Source organism: Streptomyces sp. NPDC001852 (genome assembly GCF_042891825.1).
Taxonomy (GTDB): domain Bacteria; phylum Actinomycetota; class Actinomycetes; order Streptomycetales; family Streptomycetaceae; genus Streptomyces.
This window is the reverse complement of sequence record NZ_JBIATN010000023.1, coordinates 115,431-129,432: the sequence shown is the minus strand read 5'-3', so window position 1 is coordinate 129,432 and position 14,002 is coordinate 115,431. Positions and strand designations below refer to the sequence as shown.

General features: G+C 73.5%; 15 protein-coding genes. 5 read left to right on the top strand and 10 right to left on the bottom strand.

Annotated features, from left to right (window positions below):
- Positions 1–4: 4 nt before the first annotated feature.
- Positions 5–772 carry an IclR family transcriptional regulator gene (locus ACFYZB_RS32710; protein ID WP_351209915.1) on the bottom strand — a complete coding sequence of 256 codons (768 nt, stop codon included), beginning with the start codon at positions 770–772 and terminating at the stop codon, positions 5–7.
- Between the two features lie 176 nt (positions 773–948).
- Between ACFYZB_RS32710 and ACFYZB_RS32705 the strand changes: the two genes are divergently transcribed.
- Positions 949–1,374, top strand: a complete 426-nt coding sequence (locus ACFYZB_RS32705) for an ATP-binding protein (protein ID WP_351209917.1) — start codon at positions 949–951, stop codon at positions 1,372–1,374.
- Here the strand turns inward: ACFYZB_RS32705 and ACFYZB_RS32700 are convergent.
- The 3 genes from ACFYZB_RS32700 to ACFYZB_RS32690 form a co-directional block, all read right to left on the bottom strand.
- Complete coding sequence (locus ACFYZB_RS32700) at positions 1,371–2,552, bottom strand: PP2C family protein-serine/threonine phosphatase (RefSeq protein ID WP_388764682.1); 1,182 nt, start codon at positions 2,550–2,552, stop codon at positions 1,371–1,373. The two genes, ACFYZB_RS32705 and ACFYZB_RS32700, sit on opposite strands and share 4 nt — an antisense overlap.
- Positions 2,553–2,650: 98 nt before the next feature.
- Positions 2,651–3,415, bottom strand: a complete 765-nt coding sequence (locus ACFYZB_RS32695) for an IclR family transcriptional regulator C-terminal domain-containing protein (protein ID WP_351209921.1) — start codon at positions 3,413–3,415, stop codon at positions 2,651–2,653.
- Between the two features lie 282 nt (positions 3,416–3,697).
- Positions 3,698–4,588 carry a DMT family transporter gene (locus ACFYZB_RS32690; RefSeq protein WP_388764679.1) on the bottom strand — a complete coding sequence of 297 codons (891 nt, stop codon included), beginning with the start codon at positions 4,586–4,588 and terminating at the stop codon, positions 3,698–3,700.
- 68 nt (positions 4,589–4,656) lie between these two features.
- Here ACFYZB_RS32690 and ACFYZB_RS32685 point away from each other — a divergent pair, with 68 nt between their 5' ends.
- Entirely contained in the window at positions 4,657–5,514 is an 858-nt protein-coding gene (locus tag ACFYZB_RS32685; RefSeq protein ID WP_388764677.1) for a LysR family transcriptional regulator, read from the top strand.
- Positions 5,515–6,072: 558 nt separating this feature from the next.
- Here ACFYZB_RS32685 and ACFYZB_RS32680 read toward each other — a convergent pair.
- From ACFYZB_RS32680 to ACFYZB_RS32670, 3 genes are all read right to left on the bottom strand, one after another.
- Complete coding sequence (locus ACFYZB_RS32680) at positions 6,073–6,903, bottom strand: XRE family transcriptional regulator (RefSeq protein ID WP_388764675.1); 831 nt, start codon at positions 6,901–6,903, stop codon at positions 6,073–6,075.
- Between the two features lie 187 nt (positions 6,904–7,090).
- Positions 7,091–7,699: an SH3 domain-containing protein gene (locus ACFYZB_RS32675; protein WP_388764673.1), complete on the bottom strand. Its 609-nt coding sequence runs from the start codon at positions 7,697–7,699 to the stop codon at positions 7,091–7,093.
- Between the two features lie 229 nt (positions 7,700–7,928).
- A complete protein-coding gene (locus tag ACFYZB_RS32670; protein WP_351209929.1) occupies positions 7,929–8,216 on the bottom strand; it encodes a putative quinol monooxygenase in 288 nt (95 codons plus the stop codon).
- Positions 8,217–8,535: 319 nt separating this feature from the next.
- Here ACFYZB_RS32670 and ACFYZB_RS32665 point away from each other — a divergent pair, with 319 nt between their 5' ends.
- The 3 genes from ACFYZB_RS32665 (at position 8,536) to ACFYZB_RS32655 (ending at position 11,788) form a co-directional block, all read left to right on the top strand.
- Positions 8,536–8,916 carry a DoxX family protein gene (locus ACFYZB_RS32665; protein WP_388764671.1) on the top strand — a complete coding sequence of 127 codons (381 nt, stop codon included), beginning with the start codon at positions 8,536–8,538 and terminating at the stop codon, positions 8,914–8,916.
- Complete coding sequence (locus tag ACFYZB_RS32660; protein ID WP_388764670.1) at positions 8,913–9,380, top strand: peroxiredoxin; 468 nt, start codon at positions 8,913–8,915, stop codon at positions 9,378–9,380. The genes ACFYZB_RS32665 and ACFYZB_RS32660 overlap by 4 nt, the downstream gene beginning before the upstream one ends.
- Positions 9,381–9,457: 77 nt before the next feature.
- A complete protein-coding gene (locus ACFYZB_RS32655; RefSeq protein ID WP_388764668.1) occupies positions 9,458–11,788 on the top strand; it encodes a SpoIIE family protein phosphatase in 2,331 nt (776 codons plus the stop codon).
- Between the two features lie 19 nt (positions 11,789–11,807).
- On the opposite strand, the gene ACFYZB_RS32650 is transcribed toward ACFYZB_RS32655, so the two are convergent.
- From ACFYZB_RS32650 to ACFYZB_RS32640, 3 genes are all read right to left on the bottom strand, one after another.
- Positions 11,808–12,242, bottom strand: coding sequence for a cupin domain-containing protein (locus ACFYZB_RS32650; RefSeq protein WP_388764665.1), 435 nt, complete (start codon positions 12,240–12,242; stop codon positions 11,808–11,810).
- Positions 12,243–12,347: 105 nt separating this feature from the next.
- Positions 12,348–13,358: a non-homologous end-joining DNA ligase gene (gene ligD / locus ACFYZB_RS32645; RefSeq protein WP_388764664.1), complete on the bottom strand. Its 1,011-nt coding sequence runs from the start codon at positions 13,356–13,358 to the stop codon at positions 12,348–12,350.
- Positions 13,359–13,364: 6 nt separating this feature from the next.
- Positions 13,365–13,973, bottom strand: a complete 609-nt coding sequence (locus tag ACFYZB_RS32640) for a DNA polymerase ligase N-terminal domain-containing protein (RefSeq protein WP_388764662.1) — start codon at positions 13,971–13,973, stop codon at positions 13,365–13,367.
- Positions 13,974–14,002 lie beyond the last annotated feature (29 nt).

The window sequence follows — 14,002 nt, the reverse complement described above, 5'->3', positions numbered from 1 at the left end:
TGGCCTACCAGCGGGCGGCTCCGAGGTCTCGGGAGATCGCCCGTGCGGCCTCACGGAGCAGCGTGATCAGACTCGGGCGGGGGTGGCCCTGGCTGTCGCAGATCCGCTCGACCGGTCCGGACAGCCCGATGGCGCCGACGACGAGGCCGCCGTGCCCGCGGATCGGTGCGGCGATCCCGGCCTCGCCCATGCTCATTTCCTGGATCTCGGCGGCCCACCCGACCTCCCTGACCTCCTGAAGTGCCCGGGTGAGCCGCTCGGGATCGACCAGGGTGTGCCGGGTGTACTCCTCCAGCCCGCGCCCCTGGACGGGCTCGACGGTCGCCGTCCCGTACGCCAGCAGCACCTTGCCGAGCGAGGAGGCGTGCAGGGGCAGCAGCGAGCCCACGTCCAGGGTCTGGAAGGTGTCGTCCGGCCGGAACACGTGGTGGACGACGAGGACGCTGCCCTCCAGAGGGGTGCCCAGACGGACCGCCTCCCCGCTGCGGGCGGCCAGGGCGTCGGCCCAGTTGAGCGAGCGCGAGCGCAGCTCGTTGACGTCGAGGTAGCTCGTGCCGAGGTGCAACAGGGCGGCGCCGAGCTGGTACTTCCCGGTCGCCGCGTCCTGCTCCACGAAGTCCACGTGCTGCAGCGTGCGCAGAATGCCGTGGGCGGTGCCCTTCGCCAGCCCGAGTGAGGCCGCCACCTCGCCGAGACCGAGTCGGCGGGGCCCGCCGGCGAGCAGACGCAGAATCGCCGCCGCCCGTTCGATCGACTGGACCGGTCCGGCCATGAAGCGAGCCTATTACCCGCACGGACGCCGTGCCCGTGGGGCGAGGAGGAGCGGCGTTCGGTAATGCCGACCGCCGTTCATTGACCGGCCCGATTTGTCTCCTTAGCGTGCAGGGGAGCCGCGGATGCGCCGATGTGACGGCGCTGGACCGGCCGTACGCACCATCGGGAGAGATCATGGCGGCACAGCTCAAGACGCTGCTTCAGGCGGCATGCGAACAGGTGTGTCCGGTGCCGCCCGTCCCGGGCGCCGTCTCGGCCGTTCGCCGTCGTGCGGCGGCGGTCCTCGCCGAGTGGCGGGTGTGTCCGTATCTCGTCGAGGACGCCCTGCTCGTGGTGTCGGAGCTGGTCACCAACGCGATCGTGCACGCCCGGCCCCCGGCCGTGCTCCGGCTGTCGTGGGTGCGCGGCGACGGCGGCTGCACCCTGCGCGTCGAGGTCTCCGACGCCGGCCCCGCCCTTCCGGCGCCCCGGTCCGTCCTGGGGATCGACCCCGACGAGCACGGCAGGGGCGAGGCGATCGTCCACGCCCTGGCGACCCGTCATGGCATACAGACCCACCTCGGCGGAGTCACCCGGTGGGCCGAGCTCGTGGCCCCTTAGACCGCGGCCTCGCAGCATGACGGCACGCACGCCGGGTCGTCCGACGTGTTCTTCCGGAGCAGAAGCAGGGCGGCGTCGTCGTGCAGCCGGCCGCCGACATGTGCCAGCAGTTCGTCGTGGAGCGCGGTGAGGGTGCGCGCCGGCTCGTCGCACACATGGCGGGCCACCCCTTCGGCCAGCGGATAGAAGGCACGCGCGTGATCGCGGGCCTCCGTGACCCCGTCGGTGTAGAGCAGCAGCTGGTCTCCCACCGCGAAGGGCAGCCGCTGCAGGCGGGGGGCCTGGCCCGACAGGGCGCGCAGCCCGAGGGGCGGAGCGGAATGGGCGTGCTCCACCGCGCCGACCTCTCCGGAGGCGGACACCAGCAGCGGCGGCGCATGTCCGCAGTTGACGATCTCGAGGTCGCCCGACCGGGGGTATCCGACGACCACGGCGGTGACGAAGTCGTCGGGACCGAGGTTGCGGGCCAGGCTCCGCTCGATCCGCGCGACGACGGCGAGCAGGTCGGGCTCGTCACAGGCGGCCTCGCGGAACACCCCGAGCACGAGAGCGGCGGTCCCCACGGCGGGCAGACCCTTGCCGCGCACGTCGCCGACGATCAGCCTGATGCCGTAGGGCGTGGGCACCAGGGCGTAGAGGTCCCCGCCGATCCGGGCCTCCGCCGCCGCGGCGCTGTAGCGGACGGCCACCTGGAACGGGCCGACGGTGTCCGGGACCGGCTGGAGCACGGCGTGCTGGGCGGCCTCGGCGACCGAGCGTACGGCCGCGAGGACCCGTTCACGACGGCGACGCAGCGCGCTGGCCAGTGCGCTCGCCGAGGTGACGGCCAGCAGGGCGGACACCACGGCCGCAGGCTCGCGGGCGGGGGCCGCGTGCCCGACGGCCAGCGCCACGCCCACCACCAGGGCGATGAGACCGACGCAGACCACACCACGCGGCCCGTTGGTGGCGGCCGCCAGCGCGGGGCCGGCCGCCAGCAGCGGCAGCCAGGGCATCGCCGCCCCGGCGGTGACGTCCAGGAGCACGACGACGGCGACGACCAGAATCGGCAGCAGGGACATTCCCGCGGCCAGGTACCTGGCGGCACGTCGGCGGACCGATCGCCGGGCGTCGGCCGCGATGTTCCTGAACAGCCGCATCGGAGCGTGCTCGCCACCATGGCGTCCGGCCTTGCTCATCGTTCGTCCGCAGTCCTCGCCTGTACGGGGTACACACCCAAAATGTCCGTTTCATCAATCAAACGGGCTGAGTGAGCGCCGCCACAAGCAGCGGATTTTCAGATAGTGAGCGAGAGACTCCTGGTCACCCGGCTCGCGACCGGAAGCAGTCGTGCCCGGATCTCCGGGAGCCGGGCCCGCCGCTCCGCCGGCAGGGAGACGCCGAGCGAGCCCACCGTGCTCCCGCGGTAGACGGGCACGGCGACGCACACGGTGCCGAGAGCGTACTCCTCCAGATCCGTCACGGCCGGGGCCAAGGGGGGCGCCTCGATCCTGCGGAGCAGCTCCGGAAGACTGGTGATCGTCCGTGGTGTGAGGTCGGCGAGGTTGTGCCGGGACAGGTAGTCCCTGCGGGCGTCCTCGTCCAGCTCACGCAGCACGGACTTGCCCAGCGCGGTGGCATGTCCGGCGTCCTCGAAACCCACCCAGAGATCCACCCGGGGCGTGCGGGGGGCGTCCACGATCTCGGCCACCCTGATCTCACCCTCCTCGTAGAACGTGAGGTAGGTGGCGGTGGCCAGCTCGTCCCGGAGGGCGGCCAGCGCCGGGCGGACCCTGCTGAGCAGCGTCTGCGCGCGGCCCGCTCCGGCGGTGTGCAGGGTATTCAGCTTGTCGCCCAGGATGAAGCCGCCGTCGGCCAGCTTGCGCACGTATCCGTCGTGCACGAGGGTGCGCAGCAGGTGATAGGCGGTGGCCAGGGGCAGCTCGGTCTCGCGTGCCAGCTGTTTCGCCGGCGCGCCGTTCTCGTGCGCGCTCACCGCCTCTAGCAGACGGAAGGCCCGCTGCACGGACGTGATGAGCGTGGGGCCGTCCTGAGCACCCATGAGACCAGAGTGCGACGGGCGACTGGCCTGGGCAAGGCAGGGGCTGCCGCGCAGGCACGTCAGGGCCACCCGCCCCGCCCAACGTCCCACCGGGAAAGGGAGCGCGGCGGCTGGAGCGAGTACGGGAACGGACCGCGCCGGCCGTTTCAGCGTCCGGCCGGATCTGCCGTGCCGGCTGTCTCAGCGGTGTGGATCGACCGCCGGCTGTCTCAGCGGTGCGTGCCGGATCGACCGTGTGGACCGTTGCAGCGGCGCGTGCCGGATCGACCGTGCCCGCCGTCCTCAGCGACGCGTGCTCGCGATGCTGATCGCGTTCGCGGCGACCACCGCCCCGATCCCCGCCCACTCCGGCACGGCCAGGCTCTGCCCGAGCACCACCCACCCGACCACGGCCGCCAGCACCGGATTGACGCTCATGAACAGGCCGAAGGTCTGGGCCGGCACCTTGCGCAGCGTGAGCAGATCGGCGAGGTACGGCACGGCGGACGACAGCACACCCGCCGCCACCGCGCACAGCACGGCCCCGAGGGTCGGCGGATGCCGTACGGCGAGGACGATCCCGATCGGCAGGAAGGTCAGCGCCGACACGCACGCGGCCGCGGCCGAGCCCTGGGCGCCCGGGACGCGCCGCCCGACGATCCGGTTGAGCAGGATGTACGAGGCCCAGCAGCAGGCCGCCACCAGGCCCAGACCCATGCCGAGCCAGTCGCTGGACGGCCGGGGGCGCATCAGCACCACGACTCCGGCCCCGGCCAGCGCCGCGCACCCCGCGTCCAGCCGGCGCCGCGAGGCGGCCAGCGCGATGCCGAGCGGGCCCAGGAACTCCAGGGTCACCGCCAGCCCCAGGCCGATCCGGTCGATCGCGCTGTACAGGGTCAGGTTCATGGTGCCGAAAACCCCCGCGAGCAGCAGCACCGGCCACCACTGGTGCCGGGTGAAGTCGCGCGGGCGCGGCCGGCCGACGGCCAGCAGGACGAGTGCGGCGACGTACTGGCGTACGGCCACCACGCCGAGCGGACCGAGGACCGGGAAGGCCAGCGCGCCGAGCGCCGCGCCGGTCTGGTTGGACAGGCCGCTGCCGAACATGGCCGCCACACCGGCGAGCCGCGCCGGCGCGGGGTTCCGGACCGCGGGTGACGCCGTCGCCGCGGGCTGTTCGAGGGCTCGTCGCATGGGAAGAGCGTCCGCCCGTGCCGTGCTTGCGCAAAATGCATGCGGGACACCATCTATACGCTGGACGCATGAATGAGGTCGAGCTCCGGCAGCTGCGCTGTCTCGTCGCCATCGTCGACGAGGGCAGCTTCACCGACGCGGCGGTCGCCCTCGGGGTGTCCCAGGCGGCCGTCTCCCGCACCCTGGCGGGGCTCGAACGGGCCCTGGGTGTACGGCTGTTGCGGCGGACCTCGCGGGAGGTGGCCCCGACGGCGACCGGGCTGCGGGTGGTGGCGCAGGCCCGGCGGGTGCTGGCGGACGTCGCCGACCTGGTCGAGGAGGCCGCCTCGGGGCACACGCGGCTGCGGATCGGCTACGCCTGGTCGGCCGTCGGCCGCCACACCGTCGCCTTCCAGCGGCGCTGGGCCGCCGCACGCCCCGGGACCGATCTGCATCTCGTCCGTGTCAACACGGCGTCCGCCGGGCTCGCCGAGGGCGCCTGCGACCTCGCGGTGGTGCGCCGGCCGCTGGAGGACCGGCGCTTCGACACCGCCATCGTGGGCCTGGAGCGGCGCCTGTGCGCGCTGGCCGCCGACGATCCGCTGGCCCGGCGCCGCTCCGTACGGCTCGCCGAGCTCACCGGCCGGACCCTTCTGGTCGACCGGCGCACCGGCACCACCACCCCCGAGCTGTGGCCGCCGGACGCCCGCCCGGCGGTGGAGGAGACGCACGACGTCGACGACTGGCTCACCGTCATCGCCGCCGGACGCGGCATCGGTGTCACGGCGGAGTCGACCGCGAACCAGTACCCCCGGCCCGGCGTCGTCTACCGGCCGGTGCGCGACGCCGAACCCGTGGCCGTACGGCTCGCCTGGTGGCGTGACGACCCGCACCCGGCGCTCCAGGCGGTCCTCGAACTGCTCAGCGAGCTGTACCGGACGGGCTGAACGGCGGGCGCACAAAAGCACAGACAAAGCAGACAAAATTGTATCTCGGCGGCATCGTCGGCATGCTCGGCGCGGGCCGCGCCTCCGACTGCTTCGGGCCCCCGCGCATCTCCGCGATCTGGTTCGCGCTCACCGCTGCCGGCGTCTTCCTGCTCAGCGTCCGCATGCCGCTCGGCGTGACCTTCCTGGTCGTCTTCCTCACGGGTGTTCCTCAACAGCGCGCAGACGATGATCTACGCGACCCTGTCCATCCGCTCCACCCCGGCAGGCCGCGCCACCGCCGTCGGGCGGACCTGCGGGCATGGGCCGCTTCGGCGCCGTCTTCGGGCCCTGGCCCGGCGGCCAGTTGCTCGCCGCGGGCAACGGCGACCGGGGCTTCACCGCCTTCGCCCTGGCCGGTGTGTCCTCCAGGGTGTTCATCGGCATCGCCGCCCTGCGCTCCTCGCGCCGCCCCGAGCACAGCGGCACCGGGCAGAAGCTCGACACCGCCGCCCGACCGCCCCCGCGCACGGCGCCGCTCCCCGCCCAGGGCTGCGGCGTCGTACCCGGCCCACGGTGTCACCCCGGCGGTCCGGGCTCCACGTCCAGGCCCGTGCAGGCCAGTTCCCCGGCCACCTCGGCACACGCCTCCACGCCTCGCGGTGAGGACACCGTGAGCATCGGGCTGCTGTCCCCGGTGGAGTCGTCCGCCGGATAACCGGCCGACATCACGTCCTGGCCCGCGCGCACCGAGACCTCACGGGCCTTGGGCGACCGCAGTCTGACCTCCGACCAGACGGTCCCGCAGGCCGGGGACCAGCGCAGCCGGACGGTGTAGCGGGGGTCGGCGACCGTGCTCGTGGTCCGCGCGTCCCGGGCGCACACCGAGGCGTCCGGCAACTCGCCCTGGCAGGACCGGCCGTGACAGCGGTGCACGGCCGTCAGGGACTGCGCGGCGGGCGCGGCGCCCGGCCGCGCGGACAGGGCGACGGCGGTGGCGGCCACCGCCGTGGCCGTGCCGCACAGCGCGAACACGGACAGCGGAAGCCACGACGGGAGCCGCCGCGGAAGCCAGGGCGTGAGCCGGCCGGGCCCCCGACCGGGGCCGGACTCCTCGGGCGTGGCCCCGGTCGTGTCGGCCGCGGGCCGCTCGGTCGCGGGCGGGGTGGGCTCGGCCGCGGCCCACAGTGCCAGTGCGGCCTCGGGGCCGGCGCCGGCGAGCCGGCAGAGCGCCTCCACGGCAGGCCTCGGCGGCGGGGTGTCGCCGGACAGATAGCGGTGCCACGCGGACTTGCTGTACGGGGTGCGCGCGGCCAGCGCCGCCAGGCTCAGCCCCGTACGGTCCTTCAGCTCGCGCAGTCCCACCACCAGTGCCTCGTCCGGCGTGGTCGATGCTTGAGGGTGCCGCATCGTGCGTCCTCGACTCCCTTTCCGCTATGGGCTGATTCGCCCCTGATGCCGGAATGACTTCCCTGGTGTGCGGCGCCTGCAACACACGCTCGGGTATGAGGAGGGTGAGGTGTGGGCGCACCGAAGACCCGTTCGGGGGTCGTCGAACGGGCCTTCGGTGGCTAGGCAGTGGAGCGGTGCGGGGCCGTCAGCACCAGGCGAGGGCGCGGTTGGCGCGGATGTAGTGGGCCGAGACGTAACCCCTGTGGTGCGCAAGCCGGTACCACGTGGTGTTCCCGTGCACGGAGGAGCCGGCCGTCCGGCAGACGAGCGCCACCTGCCGGCCCGAGTACCGGTGGCCGATCACCCGGTAGCCGGTGCCGGGGCCGGAGCGGACGTTGAGCGGGGCCCAACGGGTGCTGACCCGGCCGGTGGCGGGCCAGACGTGGCGGCACGACACGGGCTGCGCCGCGAGTCGGTACCGCAGGCGGTACGGCACCGCCCACGTGGCGCGGGGGTAGGTCATCGACCACGGGACGAAGCGGTAGGCCATGCCCTGGGCCGTGGACAGGTGGCCGCGGTGGACGCGGCGCGCGTGGTGCGCGTGGTGCCTGCGGAGGTGGACGTGGTGGTGGAAGCGGTACACGGCATGCCCGCGCTGGTGGGTGCGGGGGTGCTGGCCGTCGTACTGGACGACGGCGCCGGGCACGGGGTGCCGGGTGGCCGCGTCGGCCGCGGTGGCACCGGCCGCCGTCGGCAGGAACGCGAGCACCGCGACCGTGGCCAGCAGTCCGCTCTTGAGACTCCGTAGGATCATGGAAACCTCCGGCTGTCGTTCTCGTGACCACGAGCAGTGATCACGACGGTCAGGGTTTCCGTGACGAGCCGTCGGAATGCCGTTCCGGTTTCCCCGGGACGTCCCACGGGACGGGCGTCCGGGGCGCCGGCCGGTCCACCTGGGCCGCGGGTGAGGGACGTCCCGCCGCCCCCGCACACGTTCGGGTGAGGTGTCCCGGAGGCGGGACGCCCGCGGCGTCGGCGGCGGGTCAGAGCGTCTCGGTGAAGGTGATGGTCCGCTCCTTCAGCAGCGGGAACACCGTTCCCCGGATCAGCTCCGCGAAGTGCTCCGTCTCCTTGTGCGCCTCGAAACCGGCGCGGTCCGTGTAGCGCTCGTACAACACGAACGCCCCCGGCCGGTCGACGACCTCGTGCGCCTCGTAGGCGAGGTTCGCGGGTTCCGACGGGACCAGTTCGCGCATCTTCCGCAGCGCGTCGCGCACGGTGTCCGCGTCGGCGGGTGCGCACTGGTACTGGGCGACGACGGCGAAGGCCATGGCATTCCTCCGGTGTTCGAAAAGGGGCGGACCAGTCGATTCCAGCACGCTCCCGGCGAGAGGTGGTCCGTACGACACGCGAGCGGATCCGCGGTCGGCCCACTGGAAAGGGGGGAGCGGAAGGCGGGGTGAGGAACTTACTTGACTTACGCAACGAACTGCCGTCGACGACTTCCTCGCGTACACCACCGACGAGGACTCCGGCCGGGAGGCAGGCGACGCCGTCGCCACGGCGTGAGGGCCGGCATCCTGCGGTACCGGGTCACCGTTGCGCCTACCGTCCAGTAATATCCGGCGGCAGGCCATCAGAGGAGGAACCGTGCCCCGGTCCGAACGCTCACCCCTGCTGCTCGCCGGCCTGCTGGCCGCGGCAGGGGTCGCCCACTTCGCCAACCCCCGTCCCTTCGACGCGCTCGTGCCGCGGTCACTCCCGGGCACGCCCAGGTCATGGACGTACGGCAGCGGGGTCGTCGAGCTGGCCCTGGCGGCCGGGATCGCCGCACCCCGCACCCGTGCGGTCGCCGCGAAGGCGGCCGCGGCCTTCTTCGTCGGGGTGTTCCCGGCGAACGTGCAGATGGCCGTGGACTGGCGCCACCGGCCCGCGCCGCTGCGGACGGCCGCCCTCGCGCGGCTGCCGCTACAGGTGCCGCTGGTGCTCTGGGCCCGCGGAGTCGCCCGGAACGAGGAGGGACGGTCATGACGGACCGCATCGAGGTCGGGGACAAGGCAGAGGACTTCGCCCTGCCCGACGAGACCGGCACCACCCGCCGGCTCACCGAACTGCTGGCCGACGGGCCCGTGGTCCTCTTCTTCTACCCGGCCGCCCTCACCCCCGGCTGCACCGCCGAGGCCTGCCACTTCCGCGACCTCGCCGCCGAATTCGCCGCCGTCGGCGCCCGGCCCGTCGGCATCAGCGGCGACAGCGTCGACAAGCAGGGGGAGTTCGCGGGGCGGCACGGCCTCGGCATGCCGCTGCTCTCCGACGCCGACGGCACGGTCCGCGAGCGGTTCGGCGTCAAGCGCGGCTTCTCCCTCGCCCCCACCAAGCGCGTCACCTTCGTGATCGCCGAGGACCGCACGGTGCTGGAGGTCGTCCGCAGCGAACTGCGCATGAACACCCACGCCGACCGGGCTCTTGCCGCCCTCCGCGCCCACCAGGGCTGACAGGCCCCCGCCACGCAGGGCGGACCGGAACACCCGCGCGCTTGATGTGCCGGGGCAATCGGAACATCCTTGGGCATATGAAGCATGGCGCCGCCGTGGCGATCATCGACGCCCTGGGCACGGTGACCGGGTGGAGCGAGGGCGCGCGGCGGCTCACGGGCCACTCGGCCGAGGACGTCGTGGGCCGGCCCGCGGCCGGGCTGCTCGCCGGGAACATCCCGGACGACATGCTCGCCGCGCGGGCCGGCACCGCCGCGCTGCGCCACCGTGACGGCCACCGCATCGAGGTGACGCTCACCGCGTGTCCCGTCGCCGGAGCCGACGGGAGGCCCACCTGCTACGTCGTCACCTCCGACGCGCCCGGCCGCACACTGGCCGCCGAAGCCTTCGAACAGGCCTCCATGTCCATGTCGGTCTTCGACCTCGAGCAGCGCTATCTGCGGCTCAACGACGCCGCCTGCAAGGTGATGGGCGTCCCCGAGACCGCGCTCACCGGCCGGTTCTTCCCGGACACCGTGGAGGAGGCCGAATACAACGTGGGTTTCCTGCGCCACCTCCGCGAGGTCGCCGAGACCGGCCGGCCCGTCCGCTACGAGAGCTTCGCCGGCGCCCCCGCACTGAACCGGGAACACCTGTGGAGCATCGAGATGTGGCCGCTGCGCGCCGGCTCCGGCGAGCTGACCGGGGTCGCCATGGCGGCCTTCGACAGCAGCCAACAGTACTGGGCCAGGCGCCGCCTGGCCCTGCTCAACGAGGCGTCGACCCGCATCGGCACCACCCTGGACGTGGTGCGCACCGCCGAGGAACTGGTCGACGTGCTCGTCCCGCGCTACGCCGACTTCGCCAGCGTCAGCCTGCTCGACTGGGTGCTCGGCGCCGACGAGCCGCCGATGATCCCCGACGGCGGTGTCGTACTGCACCGCGTCGCCCACGGCTCCACCTGCGAGGGCAACCCCGCCGCGGCCGTCCCCATCGGCGAGATCGACGTCTACCCGCCGGACTCCCCGCCCGCCCGGGCCCTGCGCGAGGGCCGCGCTGTGCTCAGCCAGGCCGGCGAGCCCGAGTTCGTCGAGTGGTTCGCCGAGCGCGACGCCCGCTCGCCGCAGGGCCGCCCCTACCGGCAGGGCGCCCACTCCCTGATCGCGGTGCCGCTGCGGGCCCGCGGCACGACCCTGGGCGTCGCGGTCTGCGTCCGCATGGCCCACCCCGACGACTACGGACCCGACGACGCCGTCTTCGCCGAGGAACTCGGCAGCCGCGCCGCCGTCTGCATCGACAACGCCCGCCGGTTCGCCCGCGAGCGCACCACCGCGCTCGCCCTCCAGCACAGCCTGCTGCCGTGCGGCCTGCCCCGGCAGGCAGCGGTCGAGGTGGCCCACCGGTATCTGCCGTGCGGATCACTGGCCGGAATCGGCGGCGACTGGTTCGACGTCATCCCGCTCTCCGGTGGCCGGGTCGGCCTGGTCGTCGGCGACGTGGTCGGCCACGGCATCCAGTCCTCGGCCACCATGGGCCGGCTGCGGACGGCCGTACGCACCCTCGCCGACGTCGACCTGCCGCCCGACGAACTCCTCACGCACCTGGACGACCTGGTCACCCACCTGGCCGCCGAGGACGGCCGGGAGGAGGTCGCCGAACTGGGCGCCACCTGCCTGTACGCCGTCTACGATCCCGTCTCCCGGCGGCTCGGCCTCGCCGCCGCCGGCCACCCGGCCCCGGCCGTCGTCCTGCCGGGCGGCACCGCGGAGTCCGTCGTCATGAGTGCCGGGCCACCGCTCGGCGTCGGCGGGCTGCCGTTCGAGGCGACGGAGCTGGAACTGCCCGAGGGCTCCGTCGTCGCGCTCTACACCGACGGCCTGGTCGAGCACCGAGACCGGGACCCCGACGGGACCGTCGAGGAACTGCGCCGGGCCCTCGGCGCACCCGCCGACTCCCTCGAGGCCCTGTGCGACGGTGTCCTGAAGGCCGTCCTGCCCGACCAGCCCGGCGACGACGTCGCCCTGCTGCTCGTGCGCACCCGCGCCCTCGGCGCCGACCGGGTCGCCACCTGGGACGTCCCGCCCGACCCCGCCGAGGTCGCCGCGTTCCGGCAGGCGGCCGGCGAACAACTGGCCGTCTGGGGGCTGGAGGAGGCGGCCTTCATCACCGAACTCGTCGTCAGCGAACTCGTCACCAACGCCATCCGCTACGGCGAACCGCCCATCCAGCTCCGGCTGATCCGCGACCGCGCGCTCATCTGCGAGGTCTCCGACGCCAGTTCCACCTCACCGCATCTGCGCCGGGCGCACGCCTACGACGAGGGCGGTCGCGGACTGCTGCTGGTCGCCCAGCTCACCCAGCGCTGGGGCAGCCGGCAGACCGGCCGGGGCAAGACGATCTGGGCCGAGCAGGCGCTGCCCGGCAGCTGACCGGCCGCCCGGCGACCGGTCACTGGAACGGACAGCCCGGATTCGGCGCGTCCTCCGAGAACGGGGCGCCGTGCGGCAGCACGTACAGCACATCGAGCACGAGCGGGGTGTCGCCGAGGTTCCGCCCGATGTGGACGTGGTCCGCACCGGCCGGCTCCTGGATCGTCGCGCCCGTGCGGTACACGCCGTCCGCGGCACAGGTGGAGTCGAAGTGGCTGAGCGTGCCCTGCTTCACCACGCCGTACAGGGGGCCGTCGTGATAGTGCCAGCCGGTGCTCTGGCCGGGCGGGATGGTGATCTCCCGCAGGGTGTAGTCGGTGCCGCCGATCGTGGTCCGGGTGATGATCCGGGCCGTCACACCCGGACCCGGCGGGGTCGCCTGTGCGGTGCCACAGGCAAGAACGGTGGCGACGGTCAGCGCGCCGGTGACGGCGGCACGAAGCGCGGTACGCATGCGGAGCCCTTCGGAGGCGAGCGGGGTGTCGCCGTGAACATAGAGGCACCGCGGGGGACTTCGGGGCGGAACCCGGTGATCCGTATGCGTACGTGGGCGCGGGTGTCAGGCCGCCGCGTGCTCGCGCACCACGTCCCGTGGCCGTTTGTCCTCGCGCAGTCCCAGGTAGCGGGGATGCCGCAGCATCCCGTCCCGGGTCCACTCGGTGAACGCGATCTGCGCGACCAGCTCCGGCTCCGCCCAGCGGGCGCCCGCCTCGCGCACGGCGCCGGTGAAGGGCGAGGTGTCCCGGCGCAGCCCGTCCAGCCGCTCGCGCAGACCCAGCAGGGTCCGCCGGTCGAAACCGGTGCCCACCTTCCCGGCGTACCGCAGCCGGTCACCGTCGTAGTGGCCGAGCAGCAGCGCCCCCAGTCCGACGCGGCTGCCCGCCGGTTCGGTGAAGCCGCCGATCACGAACTCCTGGCCCTGTGCGCACTTGAGCTTCAGCCAGTCCGGGGACCGGCGCGTCCGGTACGGCCCGTCGGCCCGCTTGGCGATGAGTCCCTCCCAGCCCCGGTCGCAGGCATCGGCGAGCAGCTCGGCGCCGCCCGCGTTGCGATGCGGGGTCAGCCGCAGCGGGGCGCGAAAGGACAGCGCCCGCCGCAGCAGCGACTTGCGGACGCGCAAGGGGAGTTGACGGGTGTCGGCGCCCTCCAGGCGCAGCAGGTCGAAGAGGTAGTACGTCACCGCGACCCCGGAGGCCTCGATGTCCCGGCGGCGGGTCAGCCCCAGCCGCCGCTGCAGCCGCGCGAAGTCGGTACGGCCGCCGCTGAACGCGACGACCTCGCCGTCCACCGTGAAGTCGGCGCACTCCTGTGCCTGAAGCGCCGCCACGATCTCCGGGTAGGTGTCGTTCAGCCGCTGCCCCGTGCGCGAGAGCAGCCGCAGCGAGTCGCCCTCGCGCACCGCCAGCAGCCGGACGCCGTCCAGTTTCCGCTCGAACAGCCAGCCCGCGCCGAAGTCCCGCCGGTCGCTGAGCGTGGCCAGCATCGGGGTCGCGGCGAGTTCAGTGCCCGGCCCGGCCGGGCGCAACAGCTCCCGGCGGTCGGCCGGCAGCCCCTCCAGCAGCCGAGGCACCGCCCCTCACTCCTCGCCGTCGGCCGCGACCTGCGCGAGGGTGCGTCCGGTGCGCACCGAGCGGGCCCGACGGGGATCCGGGGTGCCGTGCCCGGCCGACCGCGCCGCCCCCTTGCGCACCAGCAGCCAGGCCTCCTGCTCACTCTGCTCTCCGCGGAAGCGCGTCAGGGCGTACTCGCCGCGCAGTTTGCTGCCGTGCAGCCGGAAGGTGGCGTGCCCGCGCTCCAGCGACTCCGCGAAGTCCACGGGGCGCCCTCTGCGGTCGTGGCTCAGCGGCTCGTACGTGCCGTTGTCCCAGACGATCACGGTCCCGCCGCCGTACTCGCCCTTCGGGATCACGCCCTCGAAATCCTCGTACTCCAGCGGATGATCCTCGGTCGGCACGGCCATCCGCTTGTCGCCCGGATCCGTGGACGGGCCCTTCGGGATCGACCACGACTTCAGGACGTCGTCGACCTGGAGCCGGAAGTCGAAGTGCATCCGGCTCGCGTCATGGATCTGCACCACGAAGTGGGGCTCACCGCCCCCGCCCCGGGGCCCCTGTCCCGACGGCTCGCGGGTCCGCTCGAAGCCGCGCTTGCCGCGGTACGTCCGCAGCCGGTCCTCCGCTGCCACCTGCGACTCCTTCCCCTGTGCCCGTCTCG

Excerpts from the sequence above, each read along its gene's own strand:
- ACFYZB_RS32710 (WP_351209915.1), bottom strand. The coding sequence starts at position 772 with ATGGCCGGACCGGTCCAGTCGATCGAACGGGCGGCGGCGATTCTGCGT.
- ACFYZB_RS32660 (WP_388764670.1), top strand. The coding sequence starts at position 8,913 with ATGACGGACCGCATCGAGGTCGGGGACAAGGCAGAGGACTTCGCCCTG.
- ACFYZB_RS32675 (WP_388764673.1), bottom strand. The coding sequence starts at position 7,699 with ATGATCCTACGGAGTCTCAAGAGCGGACTGCTGGCCACGGTCGCGGTG.
- ACFYZB_RS32705 (WP_351209917.1), top strand. The coding sequence starts at position 949 with ATGGCGGCACAGCTCAAGACGCTGCTTCAGGCGGCATGCGAACAGGTG.
- ACFYZB_RS32685 (WP_388764677.1), top strand. The coding sequence starts at position 4,657 with ATGAATGAGGTCGAGCTCCGGCAGCTGCGCTGTCTCGTCGCCATCGTC.
- ACFYZB_RS32670 (WP_351209929.1), bottom strand. The coding sequence starts at position 8,216 with ATGGCCTTCGCCGTCGTCGCCCAGTACCAGTGCGCACCCGCCGACGCG.
- ACFYZB_RS32650 (WP_388764665.1), bottom strand. The coding sequence starts at position 12,242 with ATGCGTACCGCGCTTCGTGCCGCCGTCACCGGCGCGCTGACCGTCGCC.
- ACFYZB_RS32695 (WP_351209921.1), bottom strand. The coding sequence starts at position 3,415 with ATGGGTGCTCAGGACGGCCCCACGCTCATCACGTCCGTGCAGCGGGCC.
- ACFYZB_RS32690 (WP_388764679.1), bottom strand. The coding sequence starts at position 4,588 with ATGCGACGAGCCCTCGAACAGCCCGCGGCGACGGCGTCACCCGCGGTC.
- ACFYZB_RS32655 (WP_388764668.1), top strand. The coding sequence starts at position 9,458 with ATGAAGCATGGCGCCGCCGTGGCGATCATCGACGCCCTGGGCACGGTG.
- ACFYZB_RS32700 (WP_388764682.1), bottom strand. The coding sequence starts at position 2,552 with ATGAGCAAGGCCGGACGCCATGGTGGCGAGCACGCTCCGATGCGGCTG.
- ACFYZB_RS32680 (WP_388764675.1), bottom strand. The coding sequence starts at position 6,903 with ATGCGGCACCCTCAAGCATCGACCACGCCGGACGAGGCACTGGTGGTG.